General features: G+C 34.5%; 16 protein-coding genes. 8 read left to right on the top strand and 8 right to left on the bottom strand.

Annotation, left to right across the window (positions count from 1 at the left end):
• Nucleotides 1–48 precede the first annotated feature (48 nt).
• From H4O20_RS10080 to H4O20_RS10070, 3 genes are all read right to left on the bottom strand, one after another.
• Nucleotides 49–1,440, bottom strand: a complete 1,392-nt coding sequence (locus H4O20_RS10080) for an OmpA family protein (RefSeq protein WP_185099170.1) — start codon at nt 1,438–1,440, stop codon at nt 49–51.
• Between the two features lie 122 nt (nt 1,441–1,562).
• Complete coding sequence (gene kbl, locus H4O20_RS10075) at nt 1,563–2,762, bottom strand: glycine C-acetyltransferase (RefSeq protein WP_185099169.1); 1,200 nt, start codon at nt 2,760–2,762, stop codon at nt 1,563–1,565.
• A 108-nt stretch (nt 2,763–2,870) separates the two neighbouring features.
• Nucleotides 2,871–6,008, bottom strand: a complete 3,138-nt coding sequence (locus H4O20_RS10070) for an exodeoxyribonuclease V subunit beta (RefSeq protein WP_185099168.1) — start codon at nt 6,006–6,008, stop codon at nt 2,871–2,873.
• 159 nt (nt 6,009–6,167) lie between these two features.
• Between H4O20_RS10070 and H4O20_RS10065 the strand changes: the two genes are divergently transcribed.
• Nucleotides 6,168–6,776: a superoxide dismutase gene (locus H4O20_RS10065; protein WP_206735935.1), complete on the top strand. Its 609-nt coding sequence runs from the start codon at nt 6,168–6,170 to the stop codon at nt 6,774–6,776.
• A gap of 104 nt (nt 6,777–6,880) precedes the next feature.
• On the opposite strand, the gene H4O20_RS10060 is transcribed toward H4O20_RS10065, so the two are convergent.
• Together H4O20_RS10060 and H4O20_RS10055 are read right to left on the bottom strand one after the other, a co-directional pair.
• Nucleotides 6,881–8,779 (bottom strand): amidophosphoribosyltransferase, encoded by a 1,899-nt coding sequence (locus H4O20_RS10060; protein ID WP_139853998.1) that lies wholly within the window; start codon nt 8,777–8,779, stop codon nt 6,881–6,883.
• A 96-nt stretch (nt 8,780–8,875) separates the two neighbouring features.
• The gene (locus tag H4O20_RS10055) at nt 8,876–9,799 is read right to left on the bottom strand and encodes a PfkB family carbohydrate kinase (protein ID WP_185099167.1); all 924 of its coding nucleotides are present in this window, start codon (nt 9,797–9,799) and stop codon (nt 8,876–8,878) included.
• Between the two features lie 232 nt (nt 9,800–10,031).
• On the opposite strand from H4O20_RS10055, the gene H4O20_RS10050 reads away from it, so the two are divergent.
• From H4O20_RS10050 to H4O20_RS10030, 5 genes are all read left to right on the top strand, one after another.
• Nucleotides 10,032–11,165 (top strand): ATP-binding protein, encoded by a 1,134-nt coding sequence (locus tag H4O20_RS10050; protein ID WP_185099166.1) that lies wholly within the window; start codon nt 10,032–10,034, stop codon nt 11,163–11,165.
• A gap of 56 nt (nt 11,166–11,221) precedes the next feature.
• Nucleotides 11,222–12,355, top strand: a complete 1,134-nt coding sequence (locus H4O20_RS10045; RefSeq protein WP_185099165.1) for an SPFH domain-containing protein — start codon at nt 11,222–11,224, stop codon at nt 12,353–12,355.
• Between the two features lie 69 nt (nt 12,356–12,424).
• The gene (locus H4O20_RS10040; protein WP_185099164.1) at nt 12,425–13,513 is read left to right on the top strand and encodes a DNA helicase PriA; all 1,089 of its coding nucleotides are present in this window, start codon (nt 12,425–12,427) and stop codon (nt 13,511–13,513) included.
• Complete coding sequence (locus tag H4O20_RS10035) at nt 13,513–14,238, top strand: metallophosphoesterase family protein (protein WP_185099163.1); 726 nt, start codon at nt 13,513–13,515, stop codon at nt 14,236–14,238. The genes H4O20_RS10040 and H4O20_RS10035 overlap by 1 nt, the downstream gene beginning before the upstream one ends.
• Before the next feature lie 70 nt (nt 14,239–14,308).
• Entirely contained in the window at nt 14,309–15,298 is a 990-nt protein-coding gene (locus H4O20_RS10030; RefSeq protein ID WP_185099162.1) for an acyl-ACP desaturase, read from the top strand.
• Nucleotides 15,299–15,404: 106 nt separating this feature from the next.
• Here H4O20_RS10030 and H4O20_RS10025 read toward each other — a convergent pair whose 3' ends face one another.
• The 3 genes from H4O20_RS10025 to H4O20_RS10015 form a co-directional block, all read right to left on the bottom strand.
• Nucleotides 15,405–16,958 (bottom strand): aldehyde dehydrogenase family protein, encoded by a 1,554-nt coding sequence (locus H4O20_RS10025; protein WP_139853991.1) that lies wholly within the window; start codon nt 16,956–16,958, stop codon nt 15,405–15,407.
• A 98-nt stretch (nt 16,959–17,056) separates the two neighbouring features.
• Nucleotides 17,057–17,593, bottom strand: coding sequence for a 3-hydroxyanthranilate 3,4-dioxygenase (locus H4O20_RS10020; protein WP_185099161.1), 537 nt, complete (start codon nt 17,591–17,593; stop codon nt 17,057–17,059).
• 66 nt (nt 17,594–17,659) lie between these two features.
• Complete coding sequence (locus H4O20_RS10015; protein WP_185099160.1) at nt 17,660–18,139, bottom strand: CAP domain-containing protein; 480 nt, start codon at nt 18,137–18,139, stop codon at nt 17,660–17,662.
• 198 nt (nt 18,140–18,337) lie between these two features.
• On the opposite strand from H4O20_RS10015, the gene H4O20_RS10010 reads away from it, so the two are divergent.
• Nucleotides 18,338–19,402: an isoaspartyl peptidase/L-asparaginase family protein gene (locus H4O20_RS10010; protein ID WP_185099159.1), complete on the top strand. Its 1,065-nt coding sequence runs from the start codon at nt 18,338–18,340 to the stop codon at nt 19,400–19,402.
• Nucleotides 19,403–19,762: 360 nt separating this feature from the next.
• The gene (locus H4O20_RS10005; protein WP_185099158.1) at nt 19,763–21,271 is read left to right on the top strand and encodes a DUF4173 domain-containing protein; all 1,509 of its coding nucleotides are present in this window, start codon (nt 19,763–19,765) and stop codon (nt 21,269–21,271) included.
• Nucleotides 21,272–21,471: the final 200 nt, after the last annotated feature.

The following is a 21,471-nucleotide window of genomic DNA, read 5'->3' as shown; positions in this document are numbered from 1 at the left end:
ATTCGGAGGCGTTTCAAAAATATTTATTTAAAACTTATCGGCTGATAATTATTTCTTTAAAGAAATTTCAACACGACGGTTTTGCTGTCTTCCAGCTTTAGTTTTATTAGTAGCGATTGGTCTAGATGGACCGTATCCTTCAGAAGTTAATCTGCTAGCGTCCATACCAATTGTAGTTAAGTAATCTTTAACTGAAGCAGCTCTTTCTTTAGAAAGTCTTTCGTTCAATTTTAAACTACCAGTACTATCAGTGTGACCTTCAATCTCGAACTTCGCGTTTGGATATTCTTTCATAATATCAGCGATGTTCTGAAGAACAGCATAAGATTCTTTACGGATAGATGCTTTTCCAAGATCGAATAAGATAGTTTTAGAGTAATCGTTCAATTGCTTGATGATTTCTACAGAAACTTCTGGACAACCTTTGTTAGCTACAGTACCAGCAACATCTGGGCACTGATCGTCTTTGTCAAGAACACCGTCACCATCTCTATCTGGCCAAGGGCATCCGTTGTTTTCTTTAGGACCAGCTTCGTTTGGACAAGCGTCGTCTTTATCAGCGATACCGTCACCGTCAGCGTCTGGACAACCGTTAAGTTCCTTAAGACCAGCTACAGTTGGGCACTCATCTTTATGATCTGGCACACCGTCACCGTCAGTATCAGGACAACCGTTGAATTCAGGTAAACCTGGAGTTTCTGGGCACTCATCAAGTCTATCTTCAATACCGTCACCGTCAGTATCAGGACATCCGTTAAACTCAGGTAAACCTGGAGTTTCTGGACACTCATCATCTTTGTCGTAGATTCCGTCACCGTCTGTATCTTTTCCACCAAATTGGAAAACAACACCAGCAGAGTGCTGGAAGTGAGAGATACCGTAAGCTTCTTCGAAAGCATGCTTATAAGTAGACTGTAGGTTAAGACCTAAGTTTTCAGTAAACCATACTTTAATACCAGCTGTTGCGTTAGCAGTTCCAAAACCGATGTCGTCAACCCAAGTATAACCACCACCAATACCAAGAGATGGGTCAAACCAACCACCTGGAGCGATAGCATTTCTGAAGCTGTACTTAATAGCACCATCAGCACCGTAGTAGCTAAGGTCATTTGCAGCTACGTCACCTAGTCTGTCAATTCTGTTAATAGAACCAGCAGCAGTAAATACAAATCCACTACCTACATATCTACTGATAGCAAGTCTAGAAACAGATGGTAAAATGTTCCAGTGGTCGTTTGCATTAAAATACTCGTCAAAGATCTCCCCTCTCATTCCAGGAGCTTGTAAACGTAATTGATCCTCATTTTGACCAGCAGGGTAAACGTCAACAGCGTTTACACCAACTTCAACAGCCCAAGGATTGTTCTCGTCTTGTGCATTTGCTACTCCAATTCCTAAGAAAAGAATAGCAGCAACTAAAAATCTGTTAAGATGTTTCATATTCGATTGTTTAATTTTTAAGTGTTAATTAAGAGCAAAAGTAAGTTGTTAAATATTATAAACAAAAGCAAATCTAATAAAATTTTCCTAAAATGCTTGCTATTAAAGAAGAAAGCGGGCTTTTAAGATGGGATTACCTCTAATTCTTTTCCAATCTTAATAAAGGCATTTATAGCTTTATCTAAGTGCTCCTTTGTGTGTGCTGCTGATAGCTGAACGCGTATACGAGCCTTGCCTTTAGGTACAACAGGGAAAAAGAATCCAATTACATAAATACCCTCTTCTAAAAGTCTGTCTGCCATTTTTTGCGATAATTTCGCGTCGTACAACATTACTGGTACAATTGCAGAGTCTCCATCGATAATATCAAAACCTGCTTCTTTCATTCCATTTTTGAAATACAAAGTATTTTCTGCAAGCTTATCACGTAAAGATGTATCTCTGGAAAGCATTTCAAATACTTTAAGCGATGCACCTACAATAGCAGGAGCCAAAGAATTGGAGAATAAATATGGACGAGAACGTTGTCTCAACATATCTATAATTTCTTTTTTACCAGTAGTGTAACCACCCATAGCACCACCTAAAGCTTTCCCTAATGTTCCTGTAATAATATCTATACGGCCCATTACTCCTTTCTCTTCTAAAGTACCTATTCCTTGTTCTCCAATGAAACCTGTTGCGTGGCACTCATCGATCATAACCAATGCATCGTACTTATCGGCTAAATCACAAATTTTATCAAGTGGCGCTAATAAACCATCCATTGAAAATACTCCATCGGTAACAATTAATTTAAACCTTGCTCCATTTTCATTTGCGGCAATCAATTGCTTTTCAAGATCCTCCATATCATTGTTTTGATATCTGTATCGAGCAGCCTTACAAAGTCGAACACCATCTATAATAGAAGCGTGGTTTAATGAGTCTGAAATAATAGCATCCTCTTCACCTAATAAAGGTTCAAAAACTCCTCCATTTGCATCGAAACATGCAGCGTATAATATAGTGTCTTCAGTTCCGTAGAAATCGGCAATTGTTTGCTCTAGTTGTTTGTGTATGTCTTGAGTACCACATATAAAACGAACTGATGACATTCCAAATCCGTGTGTATCCATTGTGTCTTTAGCAGCTTGAATTACCTCTTTATTAGCAGAAAGACCTAAATAGTTGTTTGCACAAAAATTTAAAACTGTTTCTCCAGTAGAAACAGTGATTTCGGCATCTTGAGGAGAAGTGATAATTCTTTCCCTTTTATATAAACCGTTTTCTTTGATTTCTTCTAATTCTTTCTGTAAGTGTTCTTTTATTTTTCCGTACATATTTTAGTTTTTAAGACGTTTGTGCATTCTGATATTTAACCCTAAAAAGTTTAAAGGGTCTATTAAAGCAAGGTCAAAATGCTTAACCAGCTTTTAGAACTTTCAAAATTAAACTTTATTTATAACTATTTCACCTTCGTTGCTATAGATAAGTATTTTTTGTAATACCTCAATATCCATTTGCTGTAACGCATTAGCATATTCTGTTAACTGATCGGCATGCCAAATATTTTGAGAACCTGTTTTGTAATCTATTATTACAGCAGTGTTATCTGAGCTGATATTGATTCTATCCGGACGCAATACTAATCCCGTTCTTGTAATTACACTGCGCTCATTGAAAACTTTGTCATCGCCTTCGAATAAATTTTTTAAGTCCGAATGATTAATAATTTGATTTACAATATTACTTAATACTTCAAATTCTTCTTTCGGAATAATTGCACGTTCTTTTAAGTTGGCTAGCACTGTTTCGGCATCTTGTTTCGTATAAATCCTTGCCATTGTTTCGTGTAAAAGATTCCCGGCAGTAATTGCAGCTTGTATTTCTTCATCCTGAATTAAATTTTCTGATGAAACTATATTTAATCCGTGTTTTTTAGGACTACTAGATAAATATATAGGTAACTGCTGCGAAACTATTTCTTTATCTTTTGAAAGTTTAGGTAAGTTTTTTCCAAATTCATAAATCATTTGATCGGAATTCCACATTCCTTTATTCTTTAAGAACTCCATAAAAAGTTGGTTGTAACTATTAGGTGTTCCATCTTTAGTCTCGGTTGGCGTTTCAGCAAAAACATATAGTTTCTCTACTGCACGAGTTAAAGTTACATAAAGTAAGTTCAGGTTGTCTAATTCTAATTGACTTCTATGTTCATTGTACATTTCTTTTCCGATTTCTCCATAATTTTCAATTTCCGACTTAAAATTAATTTGTGCTTGATTAAAACTGAATTCATCATTTAAGGGGTACCAAAGTTTATCGTATTTGGCATCGTAAAGTTGAATGTCTGCAAACGGAAAAATTACCACTGGAAACTCTAAACCTTTAGATTTATGAATGGTCATTAATTGTACTGCATTTGCTCCTTCGCTAGAAGGGATTGAAGCATTGTCTTTCTTGGTTTCCCAATAGTCTAAAAATGAAATTTTATCGGCTTGAGGTTGTTGTTCAAACTCATAAACTAAATCCATAAACCCGAATAAATAAGCATCGGCAACTTGTTGCATTTTGAATTTATCGATACAGTACTCGAATGCCTCGTATAAAGAAACAGATCGCATTTCTTTAAATTTAAAGTCTATACCGTATTCCGATAGGTTTTCCGAGAATTTTGCTTCTGAAATATTTAGGAATTTCGTAAAAAAACTGTGCTTCTCCTCTTTAAGGTTTAAATGGTCGTGTAACAAGTCTAACAGATTAACTTTTGCTTCGTCATTCTTAGGATACAAACAAAGTTGTAATGTGAAAACTAAAGTTTGCACTAATGAAGAAAACTGAAGTAATAGTGTTTCAGATGATATAACAGACACTTCTTTTTCCATTAAAAAAGTACTTAAAGCAATTCCATCTGCTTTTCTGCGAGTTAGTATGCATATATCACTTTCTGAAAAGCCCTTTTCTTTTAAATCAAGTATAGTATTATATACAAGCTCACCGTAATCTTCTTGTTTCTCTTCCTTTTTCTGTTTCTCAATAAATTCAAATTTTATATAACCTTCTTTCTTGTTGTTTAACTTTTGCTTGTTGCCTAACTCATAAAGTTTTGCGTGAGTTTTGTTAGAAAAATATGAAGCGGCAAAAGTAAAAAACTGATTGTTAAAGTCTATAATTTCGGCACAACTTCTATAATTTGTGCCGAGTGAAAGCACTTCTTTTTCACGTTGAAAAGGATTGTTGTTGCCATACAGGCCCATAAATTGCTCGGGAAGTCCACCACGCCAGCGATAGATAGATTGTTTAGCATCACCTACCAATAAAAGGCTTCCCGAATTCGGGTCTATCTCTTGCGAAAGCGCATTATCTATTAAAGGAATTAAATTATCCCACTGCAGTTTTGAGGTGTCCTGAAACTCATCAATAAAAAAGTGTCGATACTTTTCGCCCATACGTTCATATATGAAAGGAGCGGGTTGATTTTTAATTTCTTTATTTATAATCGAGTTAAATTCTGAAATAGGAAGTATAGTTTTTTCTTCCTTAATCTTTTCAATTTCTTGGTTGACAAGATTTATCACAGAAAGAGGAGTGATATTTTTTAAAATTGAATCGTATAAATTAAACTTATTTACCATTTCCTTTATTTTCAAGTAATTTGAAAGAAAGGTTGGAGTTAAACTATCGATAATAGAGGTTATCGAAGGATCTTCTGTAACTTTATAAAGACTTTTTCCTGTTTCTAAATTTTCCTGAAGTTTGTTGGCGTACACATTATATTCTCCAGATTTCAGTTTTAAAAAATGATTTGGTAATGTAGCTCTGGTGAAATCGGAGTGTTCTAAACCACTTTCATCTATAAGTTGAAGCGTCTCGCTGGCAATTTTTTCAATTTCTTCGGAAAGGTGTTTTCTTTTTAGAATTAGTTGCTTCTTAAATTCAAGAAAATCTTCAAGTGATTTTTGTTTTAACACCGAAACCTGATCGGCATCATTTTCATTAAAAAGTAATTTTGCAGCATTCGCTATATCACGTGATATATCCCAAGATTTATCGTCGTCGGTTTTTTCTAGTGCGAATTCGAGTAAAACTTTAGTGATTTCCTTGTTTTCTCCTGCTTTGCTTAACAACAAATCTACAGCTTCAGCTAAAAGCTCGGGAGTATCTAGAGAAACTTCAAAATTATTGGCAAGCTTTAAATCTCTTGCAAAAGTTCGAATAAGTCTGTGGTTAAAACTATCAATTGTTTCAACACTAAATGCGGCATAATTATGAAGTAAATTTTTTAGAATTCGTTTCGAGCGTTTTTGTATTTCTTCAATAGACATTCCAGTTTCCTCTGCAATAATAACTTGCATAGGTAAGGGGCTTGAAAGGCATTTTTCATCACTGAAAGCAACAAGAGTCTCTACAATGCGTTGTTTCATTTCGGCCACCGCTTTGTTTGTGAAAGTTATTGCTAGCAGATGTTTGAAGTAGTCATCTTTTGCTGCAGAAAGAATTTGCTTTAAGTACTCTTTTACAAGCGTAAAAGTTTTTCCGCTTCCTGCAGCGGCGTCATATATAGAAAAGGAGGTTTGTTTTGTCAAGATTTTCACATTTTGCACTAAATTACTGTTTTTATCTCTTCTGAATCAAATTAATCTATAGCAGTATAGAAATCTTATAAAACCTATAACACTTTTTGATAGAGATAATGATTAAATTTGAGTCAATTTAGTAATAACCAATAAAAAAACGATATAATTATGTCTTTTGAATTACCAAAATTACCGTATGCACACGATGCATTAGAGCCTAATATTGACGCTCAAACTATGGAAATACACCACGGAAAACACCATCAAGGTTACACCAACAATCTAAATGCTGCGATTGAAGGTACAGATATGGAAGGAAAGTCTATTGAAGATATCTTAAAGAATTTAGATATGAACAACAAAGCTGTTCGTAACAACGGCGGTGGGTTTTACAACCATAGTCTTTTCTGGAAAGTAATGTCTCCAAATGGAGGTGGTAAGCCTTCAGGTGACTTGGCTAAAGCTATTGATGATGCTTTTGGAAGTTTTGATGCTTTTAAAGAGAAGTTTTCTGATGCAGCTAAAACTCAATTCGGTTCTGGATGGGCTTGGCTATGTGTACATAAAGGTGGAAAAGTAGAAGTTTGCTCAACTCCAAACCAAGATAACCCATTAATGCCAAATACTGGATGTGGTGGAACTCCAATCTTAGGACTAGATGTTTGGGAGCACGCTTATTATTTAAAGTACCAAAACAAGCGTCCTGATTATGTAGGAGCATTTTGGAACGTAGTAAACTGGGACGAAGTTTCAGCTAATTACTCAAAAAACAAATAATAGCAAGTTTTTAAATAACAGCTATAAATAAGAAATCCGCAATCAATTTGATTGCGGATTTTTTTTATGGTGCTAAGTTTAATTAACTTAAATAGTTTTTAGCATTAATAGGCGCGACCTAAATTACCTTCATAGAAGTTTATGTAAGCGCGATTTACCACTCTATTTCCTCCTGCAGTAGGATAATCGCCAGTAAAATACCAATCTCCTAAGTTTTTAGGACAAGCTTTGTGCAAGTTGTCTACAGTTTGGAAGATTAATTTTACCGGAGATTTAATAGTTTCTGAACTAATTATTTCAGCAATTTTATCTGAAATCTCCTCATCGGTAAATGGTTCGTATAGTTTCTTTACTTGGTTTACTACCTCTGCATCTTTCAGCGTTGACTGTTCAATACACTTGTTGTAAATTTCTTCGACTACCGAATAGGTGCCGCGATCTTTGTGTAATTCTAAAGCTGCTTGGAATGCCACTAAGTCTTCAAGTCTCGCCATGTCTATTCCATAACAGTCTGGGTAGCGTATTTGTGGAGCAGATGAAACGACTACAATTTGTTTTGGATGCAACCTATCGAGCATTGTTAAAATACTTTTTTTCAGAGTTGTACCACGTACGATACTATCGTCGATAATCACTAAGCTATCTTCAGGTTTTACAACTCCATAAGTTACATCGTAAACGTGAGCAACTAAATCATCTCGACTGCTATCGTCGGTAATGAAAGTTCGAAGCTTAACATCTTTAATTGCGATTTTTTCAGTTCTTACTTTATGTGCTTGTATCTGCTGAAGTCTTTCTGCGGTAAGATTGTCTTTTTCACGAAGAATTACTTCGTTCTTTTGTTTGTTTAATTCGTCTTGTGCAGCATCCAACATTCCGTAGAATGAAGTTTCGGCAGTGTTTGGAATAAATGAAAATACTGAATTTTCTGTATCGTAGTTGATGGCTTCTAATACCTTAGGCATAACTAGTTTTCCTAGCATTTTACGCTCTTGGTAAATTTCCGCGTCACTTCCACGTGAAAAGTATATGCGTTCAAATGAACAAGATTTTCTTTCTAATGGAGCAAGAATTTCGGGAGTACTTAACTTCCCGTTTTTCTTGATAATTAAGGCGTGACCTGGTTCAAGCTCTTTAACCGATTCAAAAGGAACGTTGAAAGTAGTTTGAATAGCTGGTCTTTCTGAAGCTACTACAATAACCTCATCATCTTGATAATAATACGCTGGCCTTATCCCTGCTGGATCTCTTAATACAAAGGCATCTCCATGGCCTAATAATCCTGCCATTGCGTAACCACCATCCCAATTGGATGCAGATTTACGAAGGATTTTAGCAACTTTTAAATTTTCTGCGATATAAGGAGAAGCTTGTTGCTTGTTAAGACCTTGTGTTTTTGCTTTTTTATAAAGCTTGCTTACTTCACTGTCAAGAAAATGTCCGATACGTTCCATAACAGTAACAGTATCAGCTTTTTCTTTTGGATGCATTCCTAACTTAATAAGATTGTCAAAAAGATCGTTTGTATTGGTCATATTGAAATTCCCCGCAATAATAAGGTTGCGATGCATCCAATTATTCTGACGAAGAAAAGGATGAACATTTTCAATACTATTTAAACCGAAAGTTCCATAACGAACGTGACCTAAAAACAATTCGCCTATATAAGGAATGTGTTTCTTTTGTTCTTCAACACTATCCTTTAATTTAGGGTTGTTTTTAAATTCTAGGTTTATTCTTTCGTTAATTTGCGAAAATATATCCTGAATAGGTTGTGCTTGATTAGAACGCACTCTACTGATATAGCGTTCTCCTGGCGATACATCCAACTTAATACTTGCAAATCCAGCACCATCTTGACCTCGATTGTGCTGTTTTTCCATCATAAGGTACATTTTGTTTACCCCGTAAAAGGCAGTGCCGTATTTTTCCTTGTAATATTCTAAAGGTTTTAGCAATCTAACCATTGCTATTCCGCATTCGTGTTTTAAGGCGTCGCTCATTTTTTGAAGATACTCGTTAAAGGTTAAGAGTTATTAAGTTGTGTTATTTTAAATATTTAAAGTATAAAAAACGCCCTGAAATTTCAGGGCGCGTATTTATGTTAGTTTTATATCAAACTGCGTTAGGCTTTTAAATTGTTGGATTCGTTCGTACACTTCTTTATTGGATAAATTCAATAATCTTTCTGGTCCAAACTTTTCTACACAAAATGAAGCTAATGCCGAGCCGTTAATAACAGCGTTTTTCATATTTGAATAGCTATAATCTCCTGTTTTTGCTAAATATCCTGTAAACCCTCCTGCAAATGTATCACCAGCTCCGGTTGGATCAAATACTTCTCGCAATGGCATAGCGGGTGCAAAGAAAACATCGTCATCGCCAAATAATAATGCGCCGTGTTCTCCTTTTTTAATTACTACGTAATCAGGCCCCATTTCCATTATCTTATGAGCTGCCTTTACTAGCGAATATTCTCCTGAAAGTTGTCTTGCCTCTTCATCATTAATTGTAATTACATCAACCTTCGCAATTACTTTCATTAAATCATCCAGTGCACTGTCCATCCAGAAGTTCATTGTGTCTAAAACTATCAATTTAGGGTCGTTCATTTGTTCAATAACACCTAATTGGACGAGAGGATGAAGATTTCCTAACATAACTACTTCAGCATCTCTATAATCTTGCGGAACTTTAGGTTCAAAATCAGCTAAAACATTAAGATCTGTAATCAATGTATCGCGAGTGTTCATATCGTTGTGATATTTTCCACTCCAAAAGAACGTTTTTCCTTCCTTTACAATTTCAAGCCCAGAAAGGTTCATTCCTTTTTCTTTCAGCATCTCTAAGTTTTCTTCAGGAAAATCACCTCCCACTATCGAAACGATTGCACCATCAGTTTTAAACTGCGAAGCTGCTAATCCGATATAAGTGGCAGCGCCTCCGAGAATTTTTCCGGTTTTCCCAAAGGGAGTTTCAATGGCGTCAAAGGCTACAGTACCTACAATTACAAGTTTACTCATAGTTTTATGCTGAACAGTTTAAGTTTATTTAATCATTTCTTAACCTGAAAACCATAACTTGAAGGCTTCAAATTAAGAAGGTGCAAATTTAGTAATAAAATGCTGTATTATACACGTTTTTGAAATCAAACATATTCACAAGATAACTTCAGGTTTTAATATCTTTGAGATAACCCATAATAAAGCTTTGCTATTTTTAAATTTCCTAGTTGACTGATAACGAGATTGAACAATGATTAACAAACGACTTCTTATTAAAAACTTACTCGCACATAACGATGAGAGTAGCTTCTATGATAAGAAACGAAAAATTGATCTTAGTAGTAAAGAAGGAAAAGCAAAATTCTTGAAACACATCTGTGCTTTAAGCAATAGTAATCCTGCAAACAATTCATTTATCGTTATAGGTGTAGAGGATGAAACCAACGAAATAAGAGGTGTCGACTTTTTTGATGATAGTAAAATTCAAAATCTTGTAAATGCGTATCTCACCAACCCTCCTTTAATTATTTACGAAAACGTGGCTTTTCCAAATTTAACCGACAAAGTTGTTGGGTTGGTTACCATTAGACCTCACGGAAAAATCACTTCGCTGCGAAAAAATATTTGGAAGTATTGGGGCGGAAGCATTTTTATGCGTGATGGCAGTATTTCAATGCCAAAAGATTTCGATATTGAGATTAAAGATGTGAACTCTGAAATCGTGAGATCTATAGAAAACGCAGCTAAAAACAATATTAAATTAACGCTTGACGGTGTTATCGATTTTATTAATAATCGACACAAAGACTTAGAAAGTCACTACAAAGTTTTTAAAGAACAATTTGTAGTTTGCTGGGCAGGAACACCAAAGAAACTAAAAGATAAAACCTACTATTCTAGAGTTGATATTGAATTAATCAACGAGCAAGTACGACTTTTTTATTCTGCCTTAGATGAAATAAGCATCGGCTTTACTGAGGATTATTTCAAGATTGTAGAATATGTACATTTAGGGTTGAATGAACAGTTCAAATATTATCCATTGGAAGAAGTTACCATTCATTTTTACGAAAATGGATCGTATAATATTGATACAGAGTTGATTTTCGAGCCGCCTCAATTTAATAAGAAAACACTTTATCACATTTTTAATGCAAACAATGCGGTTTTGGAAAAAATAAAACACAACATTCCGCTAAACGATTCAGAGAAAAGAGACTTGCATCTTCTTCCTTCAACATATCTCATTTGTTATTTAAACAATTTTGAAGATGCCAAACAAAAATTACAAGAAGCCAAGGAGGTTTTAAGAGATTATAATGTAAAAGCTTATCAGCTTTCTAAAGAATCGTTGCGAATTTTAAGGAAGGTGAGTTATAATTAAAAACACTTTTCGCCTAATTTTTATATCTTTAAACCACAATAATAAATTTTAATCCTATGGGCATATTCGATACGATCAAAGAAAAATTAAGCAATGAATTTATTGACATCATTGAGTGGTTGGATTATACAGATGATACTATATGTCATAGGTTTGAACGCTACCAAAACGAAATAAAAAACAACGCTAAGCTCATCGTTCGAGAAGGGCAGACAGCTGTTTTTATCAATGAAGGCCAACTTGCAGATGTTTTTGAACCTGGCACATATACTTTAAACACTCAAAACCTACCGATTTTAACTACTTTAAAAGGATGGAAATACGGTTTCGACAGTCCGTTTAAGGCTGAAGTTTACTTCGTAAATACGCATCTTTTTACCGATGAAAAATGGGGAACCAAAAACCCGATTACACTAAGTGATGAGCGTTTTGGTTTGGTTGAAATTCGTGCCTTCGGAACTTATGCATTCAAGATTAACGATCCTGGGAAATTTATAATTGATATTGTTGGAACAGATAATAATTTTACCAATTTTGAAATTAACGAACACCTTAAAAGCTTAATCGCTACAAGATTTACAGATACTGTTGGGAAGGCTAATCTTCCTATTGAACTTTACGCAGCAAATACTACCGAACTTTCTGAAACCTGTAAAGAGGTTATGCAGCCTGAATTTAATAGTGTAGGTATTGCTTTAGAAAAATTCTACATCGAGAATGTTTCTATGCCGGAAGACCTGAAAAAGGAAATTTTTGAATACAGCCGAATCGATAAATTAGATCTTGATAAATTAACAAAATTCAAAACTGCAAAAGCTATTGAAGCAGCTGCTGCAAATGAAGGTGGAACAGCTGGTGCTGGTATGGGAATGGGAATGGGCTTTGTACTTGCGCAACAAATGGGCGGAATGATGAACCCACAAATGGGACAACAGCAAGTTCAACAACAGCAAGGTGGAGTAATGCCACCGCCAATGCCTACAGCAGTTCAATATTTCTATGCTTTAAATGGCGCACAAGCTGGCCCCGTGAGTATAGAGCAGCTAAAAGGCTTGTTTGCTAATAGAACAATAAATAAAGACACTTTAATTTGGAAAGCAGGTTTGTCTGAATGGACAAAACTTCAAGAAGTGGAAGGGCTGAAATCCTTCTTAGGTGGAAATACACCTCCGCCTTTACCACCACAATAGGCTTCGATAATATTTTAAAAATGTTGCTTTATAACTTTTTTAAAATGGTTCCGAACCACAGCGTAATTTATGGAAGAAATTTCACCTAAAAAATCTGAACTTAAAAAGTCCTGTGTCAATTGTGGTGCAGAACTTATTTATGCACCTGGTACAACAGAACTTAAATGTGATTACTGCGGTTATACAGAAGAGATTAAACCTTCACAAAGTGAAATCGAAGAGTTAGAGCTTAAATCTTATTTAGAAAAGATGGGCTCTTTGAGTCACAGTGAAGAAATTTCTGTGCTTCATTGTAAGAACTGTGGGGCAAATCAACACATTGAAGAAAATTACAAATCTCTTGCCTGTGTATATTGTGGTTCACCCTTAATTATAGAAGATGCTTATACTGAAGAATGGATATTGCCGGGAGCAGTTCTGCCATTTCAAATAAACCAACAAAAGGCGCATCAAATTTTTAAAAACTGGGTAAACTCTCTCTGGTTTGCGCCGAATAATCTTAAAAAAGCAGCAATAGACCCGCAAAATACTAAAGGTTTATATGCTCCATTTTGGACATTCGATGCACAACTTTATGCAAATTATTCAGGGCAAAGAGGCGAATATTATCACGTGAGTAAAACTGTAGGAAGCGGTAAAAACAAACGTACAGTTCAAGAAAGAAGAACGCGGTGGTATCCTGCTTCTGGAAGCGTTTCAGGCTTTGTAGATGACACATTAATAAAAGCTTCAAATCAAAAGAATGGAGTGATCCCAGCTAAAATAGCACGATGGAATTTACAGCTTTTAAAACCTTTTGACAGTAGTTACTTATCAGGATTTATAACTGAAAAATATACTATTCCTTTGTTAGAGGGGCATAAAGCGAGTAATGAAGTTGCTGAAAGTATAGCTCTAACATGGGCGAAAAGAGATATAGGAGGGGATACTCAGCGAGTTTCATCAATTGATGTAAAGCTAAGTAATGAAACCTTTAAACATATTTTATTGCCAGTTTATATCAGCACTTATAGATTCAAAGGGAAGCGATATAACTTTTATGTAAACGGACAAAGTGGAATTATATCTGGAGACCGCCCATATTCATTCTGGAAAATATTCTTCTTGGTATTATTTTTAATTTTTGTAATAGCAATTATTATTTTATTTTCATCCTAATGAGAACAGTTGTAATAGGAGATATTCACGGAGGTTTAAAAGCTTTAAAACAATTGATTGAAAAAGCAAACCTTCCAAAAGACACACAATATATATTTCTGGGTGATTATGTAGATGGTTGGAGTGAATCGGCAGAAGTTATTGAGTACTTAATAAATTTTTCTCAAGAAAATAAATGTATCCTTTTAAGAGGAAACCACGATGAACTGCTTTATAACTACTTGAAAATAGGTGAAAAGAATTCAATGTGGCTAAATCAGGGTGGTGAAAGTACTGTAAAAAGCTATTCAGGTTTATCAAAAACTGAAAAAGGAATTCACATTCGTTTTCTTGAAAACCTCACTAATTATCATATTGATTCAGAAAACCGCCTTTTTCTCCATGCAGGATTTATGAATTTACACGGTCCTCAACACGAATATCATCCACATTTGGTGTATTGGGATAGAACTTTATGGGAAATGGCTTGTTCGTTAGATACTAGAATTTCAATGGACGACGATAGATATCCTAAGCGTTTAAAACTCTTTAAAGAAATATATATAGGCCACACACCTGTAACTCGAGTGGGTTTTGATGTCCCAGCTAATTTCGCAAATGTTTGGAATATCGATACTGGAGCTGCTTTTAAAGGAAAGTTGTCTATGCTTGATATAGATTCTAAGGAAATTTGGCAAAGCCAAGCTGTTCATTCTCTGTATCCTAAAGAATCAGGAAGGAATTAGCACTTCTTTATTACAAAATACATTTTACAGTTCTTATATTTGTATAAGTAGTTTCCCCAAAATAAATATCATGGCACTCAAAAATATACGTCTCGAAGTAATGCAAACCATAGAAAAAGAAGTTGATAATTATATCGATCAATTTCTTATTCCTGTTGAAAAAATTTGGCAACCAACCGATCTTTTGCCAGATTTCCAGAAAGAGGATTATATGGATGAAGTAACTCAGATTCGTGAAGAAGCAAAAGAACTCGGATACGATTTTTGGATCGTATTAGTAGGTGATATGGTAACAGAAGAAGCATTGCCAACTTATGAAAGTTGGTTAATGGATATGGAGGGTGTTGATCAGCACGGTCGTAATGGATGGAGTAAATGGATTCGTCACTGGACCGGTGAAGAAAATCGACACGGAGATACATTAAATAAGTATTTGTATTTATCTGGAAGGGTAAATATGAGAGAAGTGGAGATAACAACACAGCATTTAATTAATGATGGTTTTGAAGTTGGTACTGGTCGAGATCCTTATAGAAACTTTATTTATACAAGCTTTCAGGAGTTAGCAACCAATATTTCGCACAGCCGAGTGGGAAAAATCGCTAAGAAAAAAGGAAACAAATCACTAGCAAAAATGTGTACTCTCATTGCCGGAGATGAAATGCGTCATCATTTAGCGTATCGTCAATTCGTAAAAACTATTTTTGAATACGATGCTAGTGAAATGATGTTGGCATTTGCAGACATGATGCAGAAAAAAATTATAATGCCAGCCCAAAACCTCCGACAAAGTGGTGGAAAAATGGCTTCAGCTTTTGATGATTTTAGTAATGCTGCACAGCGATTAGGTGTTTATACAACTTATGATTATATCGATATTCTTGAAAGATTAAATTCTCACTGGGAAATTTCTAAAATTTCAGGACTTACAGATGAAGCTGAAAAAGCTCGTGATTACCTTATAAAATTACCTTCAAGAATGCTTCGAATTGCAGATCGAATTAAAATACCAGAAGACGCAAACCGTTTCAAATGGGTTGAGCCTAACGGAATTATATAATTATTAGAGATTTTAGAGCATTAAAAAACCCCAAAGATTAATTAATCTTTGGGGTTTCTTTTATTTAATAAGACAAATGAATCTTCAGTTTGTCAAATTTTAAATATTACAAATCAAATTTAATACCCTGAGCTAATGGAAGCTCAGTTGTATAGTTGATTGTATTTGTTTGTCTACGCATGTAGATTTTCCAAGCGTCACTTCCACTTTCGCGTCCGCCACCTGTTTCTTTTTCACCACCAAATGCACCACCAATCTCAGCACCTGACGTACCAATATTTACGTTTGCAATACCACAGTCTGATCCTTGAACAGATAAGAAGCGTTCAGCTTCACGTAAGTTATTAGTCATTATAGCAGATGAAAGTCCTTGCACAACTCCATTTTGAAGTTCGATAGCATTTTCAACATCACCACTATACTTCATCATGTATAATACAGGTCCGAATGTTTCGTGTTGAACTATTTCGAAGTCGTTTTCTGCTTCAGCAATAGCTGGTTTTACATAGCATCCACTTTCGTATCCTTCACCTTCTAGAACGCCACCTTCAACGATAATTTTTCCGCCTTCTTCTACAACTTTTTCTAAAGCGTGTTGGTAATTCTTAACAGCATCTTTGTCGATAAGCGGTCCAACGTGATTTTTTTCATCTAGTGGGTTACCAATACGAAGTTGCTTATAAGCAGCAACAACAGCATCTTTTACTTTATCGTAAATACTTTCGTGAATAATTAATCTTCTTGTTGAAGTACAACGTTGTCCAGCAGTTCCAACAGCACCAAATACAGCACCAATTACAGTCATTTTAATATCTGCGTCTGGAGTAACAATAATTGCGTTGTTTCCACCAAGTTCAAGAAGTGATTTTCCTAAACGTGCGGCAACAGCTTGAGCAACTATTTTACCCATTCTAATAGAACCTGTAGCAGAAATTAAAGGAATACGCTTATCGTTAGTCATTAATTCACCAACTTTATAATCACCGTTGATTAAACAAGAAATACCTTCTGGCAAATTGTTATCTGCAAATACCTTAGCAGCAATTTTTTGACAAGCAACACCAGTTAAAGGTGTTTTTTCTGATGGTTTCCAAACACAAACATCCCCACAAACCCAAGCTAATGCTGTATTCCAAGCCCAAACTGCCACTGGGAAGTTAAATGCAGAAATAATTCCTACAACTCCAAGTGGGTGGTATTGTTCGTACATTCTGTGTCCTGGACGTTCACTGTGCATTGTTAATCCGTGAAGTTGACGAGATAAACCAACTGCGAAATCACAGATATCAATCATTTCTTGTACCTCACCCAAACCTTCTTGGTAACTTTTTCCCATTTCATAAGAAACTAGCTTCCCTAGAGGTTCTTTCAATCTTCTTAATTCTTCACCAAATTGACGTACAATTTCTCCTCTTTGTGGTGCTGGCTTTACTCTCCATTCTTTAAAAGCTGAAGCAGCAGTTTCTATTACCTTTTCATAGTCTCCTTTTGAAGATGTGGATACTTTTGCAATTACCTTTCCATCAACTGGTGAGTATGAGGTGATTTCTTCACCTTCAGAAAACCATTTACTACCTGTAGAGGTACCAAGGTTTGTGTCTTTAATTCCTAATTGTTCCAATGCTTCTTCAATTCCGAAGCTAGTGGTTGTTGCTTGCATATATTTTTTATTTTTAATCTAAAATTTTACGAAGTGCAAAGGTACACAATGCACCGTAGAATGTAAAACGAAAGTGTATGTGATTGATAAATAAGATGTTAATCTTGTGTGAAACGAGAATCGGCTTCCATTACAGTACCGCATTTATCGCAAGTGCGTAAATCTTCGTCGTTGTAGAAGAGGTTAAAATGTTTTAAAAAATCAGTTTCGATATTATTCAATGGAAAATAAACTTCGTGTAACTTATTGTTACAGTTATCACAGAACCACAGCAAACCATCCTTTCCTTTAAGATCGACGCGTTTTCTTTCAATAACTAGTCCAATTGACCCTTCGCTTCTACTGGGAGAGTGAGGCACTTTTGCAGGATGAAGATACATGTCTCCTGGCCCTAGGTCCATTATTTTTTTCTCTCCATCTTCCTGAATTGCAACCTGAATATTTCCTTCTAACTGATAAAATAGTTCTTCGGTTTCATTGTAATGATAATCCTTACGAGCATTAGGTCCAGCAACAATCATGACGATATAGTCATCAGACTCTACGTATAAATTTTTATTGCCAACAGGAGGTTTTAGCAACTCTCGATTTTCTTCTACCCACTTATTTAAATTAAACGGTTTTTTGATTGCCATAACCTAACTTTTTGTGTTAAATAGTAAAATTACGGCAATTTGAGGGAATAGAAAAGGGATGTAGAATTACTTTTTATAAAAGATTTGTGTAAAGTAATTACGATCATTCTCACTTTTTAATACTCCAAATCCAGTATGAGTAAAATCACCTTCAATTATTACTTTATGACTTGTACTGTTTAACCAAGCATTTACAACTTCTTCTGCAGTATCATAGCCATATCCAACTATTTCACTAACGGTTTGAGCCTTTTGATAAAATTTTATAGCTTCTGAACGATATCCAAAATTATCGTGATTTAATTCGTTTATATCAATCATATACAACGAGTGGTCTACAGCCAGGGCAGATGAGTATTGATTGTCTAGTTGCAGTGTGTTTAATCCTAAAGAGTCTCGATGAATGTTAATAATCTCTAAGATGCGAGAGGACAACTCACTGTTATTCTTTTTAACAAGTTCTAAGTCTATTTCGTATTTTACTTGTTGATGATTTATTGAATTGTCTTTTGAGCAGGAAATTAAAACAAGGCATAGAAATGCCATGAGGAGGCTTTGTTTTATTCTAATCATTATTGTGGGGATATAAGATTTTGTTCAAAAGTAAAAATATATTTGAATCTACAAGAGTATTTTTGAAAAATAATTTGCAAAATGATAATTTTGATGAGAATACTGTCGTTAAATTAAGGATAAATTAGTATTATTATCATAAATATTGTCTGAAATAATAAACTCCATATCATGAATAAAGTTTTATTACCTCTCCTGTGTTTTTTATTATTATTAAGCTGTAAAAACCCCAATAAACACAATGCTGAAGATTTTAAAGTTGATGAAATTGCAGGTAGTAAAGAGGATGTTTTTGGGATTGTAATTCATGGTGGCGCTGGAACTATTCTTAAAGAGAATATGAGTGATTCGTTAGAAGCGGCTTATAAAGAGAAGCTAAAGGAAGCAATTTCTATCGGACATGAAATCCTTAAAAATGGGGGTACTTCTTTGGAGGCTGTTACAAAAACTATTAACGTATTGGAAGACTCCCCACTTTTCAATGCAGGAAAAGGATCTGTTTTTACTCATGATGCAACAAACGAGCTCGACGCTTCTATAATGGACGGTGCAACTCTAAACGCAGGTGCGGTAGCGGGAGTAAAACACATAAAGAACCCAATAGATTTAGCGAAAGATGTAATGCAAAAAAACGAACACGTTATGCTATATGGCGCAGGTGCTGAAGAATTTGCTCAATCTTTAGGTTATAAAATGATGGATACAACTTATTTCTATACAAAAAGTAGATACGAATCGTTACAAAGGATTTTAGAAAAAGAAAAAACTATAAACACTGAAAAAATTTCCTTTCAAGATCCCTACATAAAGAATTCAAAATTCGGTACTGTCGGTTGTGCAGCACTAGACAAACACGGAAATCTCGCTTCGGGGACATCTACGGGAGGAATGACAAACAAGCGCTGGAATCGAATTGGTGACGCCCCAATAATTGGAGCGGGAACGTATGCCAATAATGCAACATGTGCTGTTTCTTCAACTGGATGGGGTGAATTCTTTATTCGGTCGGTAGTTGCTTATGATATTTCTGCTTTGATGGAATATAAAGGAATGAGTTTACAAGATGCTGCAAAAGAGGTTATTCATAAAAAAGTGCCTGCACTTGGAGGAGATGGTGGCATTGTTGCAATTGATAAAGACGGAAATGTAGCAATGGAGTTTAATACAGCCGGAATGTATCGAGCATCAATGAATGCTGAAGGAGAATTGGAAATTGGGATTTATAAAGAGGAATAAATGGAGCCCTATTACATAATAATATTTACATCAATCCAAACTGAAAACACCAAAAGTTACTCTGAAATGGCCGAATTAATGGATATATTGGCAAAACAATAACCAGGATTTTTGGGCATGGAAAGCAAACATAGATCATTTGGTTGCGCAGAAAAAAGGAAAGGAAAAATGGTTTACATATTGTAAAGTTAGGATTTGTAAAGTTGAGAGGGAGTATGAGTTCTTAAAACATAAAATGTAGATGCCTAACAATTAACGCAACCTTTTTTTATTTTCCCTATCTATATAGTATTACTACTAAATTTCCTAAAAAAGCGAACCATAGATAAAAACTACATCTAATCCTTAAATAATAAATAGATGTGGGTAAAAAACTTACTTCCAGTAACCTTTCTTAGTGCAATACTTTTTTCAATTTTATTCTACAACCAAGATTTGGGTCTAAACCTAATAATCTTTGAAACCTCGTTTATTATCTTTTGGATCTTCACTAAACAGTTTAACTTTTCAAATCAAGTTCAAGTTATTACTACCGTAGGATTCTTATTAACATCTGTATTTACAGTGCTTACGCATTCAGTTTTATCATATGTAATCCATTTTATAGCTGCATTTATTTTCGTGGGAGTTCTAAATTATCCGTCTGCAAAATCAATTATCACTGTTGCCTTAATTTCTATAAAATCAATATTTCAGGCTCAAAATGAATTTTTAAACAGTGTAACAAAATCAAAAGTAAAAGGGAAGAGTATTGGAAAAATAATATGGAAGTTTAGAATTTTTTTAATACCTGCAGCGGTTATTTTTGTTTTTGTGTCAATTTACAAAGCTTCAAATCCAATTTTTGATGAGTTGACAATTAATCTGGGTGTAAAATTTCAAAGTGTATTCAACTTTATTTTTAAGGATATTGAATTTCTATTTATAATAACACTTTTGCTAGGCTTGTTAATTAGCAATATTCTCTATTTCAGAACGAAAAACTTTTCAATAAAAAAGGCAGATACTAACGCTAGCGATATTTTAATTAGAAAGAAACAAAAAGGACAAAGAAACTTTAAAACATTAAGTTTAAAAAATGAATTAAAGGCGGCTTTGTTCCTGCTTTTCATCCTCAACTTGATTTTATTAATATTGAATATTGCTGATGTCTATTTGGTTTGGTTCAATTTTGAGTGGGATGGACAAACCTTAAAACAATTTGTACACGAGGGAACTTATCTTCTAATTTTCTCTATTTTAATATCAATTGCGATAATACTTTACTTTTTTAGAGAAAACATGAATTTTTATGCCAAGAATAGGGTTTTAAAAAATCTAAGCTATTTATGGTTGTTCCAAAATGTCATTTTAGCAATCTCAGTAGGTGTTCGCAACTATTGGTACATAGAACATTTCTCATTAGCCTATAAAAGAATAGGTGTAGCAATATTCTTGATTTTAACTTTGTACGGATTATATTCAGTTTTTATTAAAATAAGAAATGTAAAATCTGGGTTTTATCTTTTTCGTACAAATGCCATGGCATTGTATATTCTTTTGGTGGTAAGTAGTATGGTTAATTGGGATGGTTTAATTGCCAAATATAATTTTGCTCACGCCGATACAGCTTTTCTACATTTTGATTATTTGGTAGATTTATCTGATAAATCCTTACCCTATTTAGACAAACCTATTTCAGAATTAACTAAAATTGAAAACATACAATCTAAAATATTTCCTTACGATGCAGATTTTATGAATGCCGAAGAATATCATAAACAAATCAAATCAAGAAAAAGAATATTTAAACAAGATTGGGAATCTAAAAGCTTTTTATCCTGGAATTTCCCTGAATATGTAGCCTACAACAGATTGTTTAAAAAATAAATGGGAAAAATTACTTACGAATTCTTGTTAATTCCCTCCCAAATGTTAAACTTCTAATTACAATTTCAACTCATTTTTACTTTTCAAATTCAACCTCCCACCCAAAAAACATATTTCATATTTTTTTCGAATCAAAACAAATTGGTTTTGCTTTGTAAGCCAATCAATTTGACTTATTTTTAAATATTTATAGCCGTCGC

The organism is Aequorivita sp. 609, from assembly GCF_014212065.1.
GTDB lineage: Bacteria > Bacteroidota > Bacteroidia > Flavobacteriales > Flavobacteriaceae > Aequorivita > Aequorivita sinensis.
The sequence above is the reverse complement of the archived record's forward strand: the minus strand, read 5'-3'. Positions and strand labels throughout refer to the sequence as shown.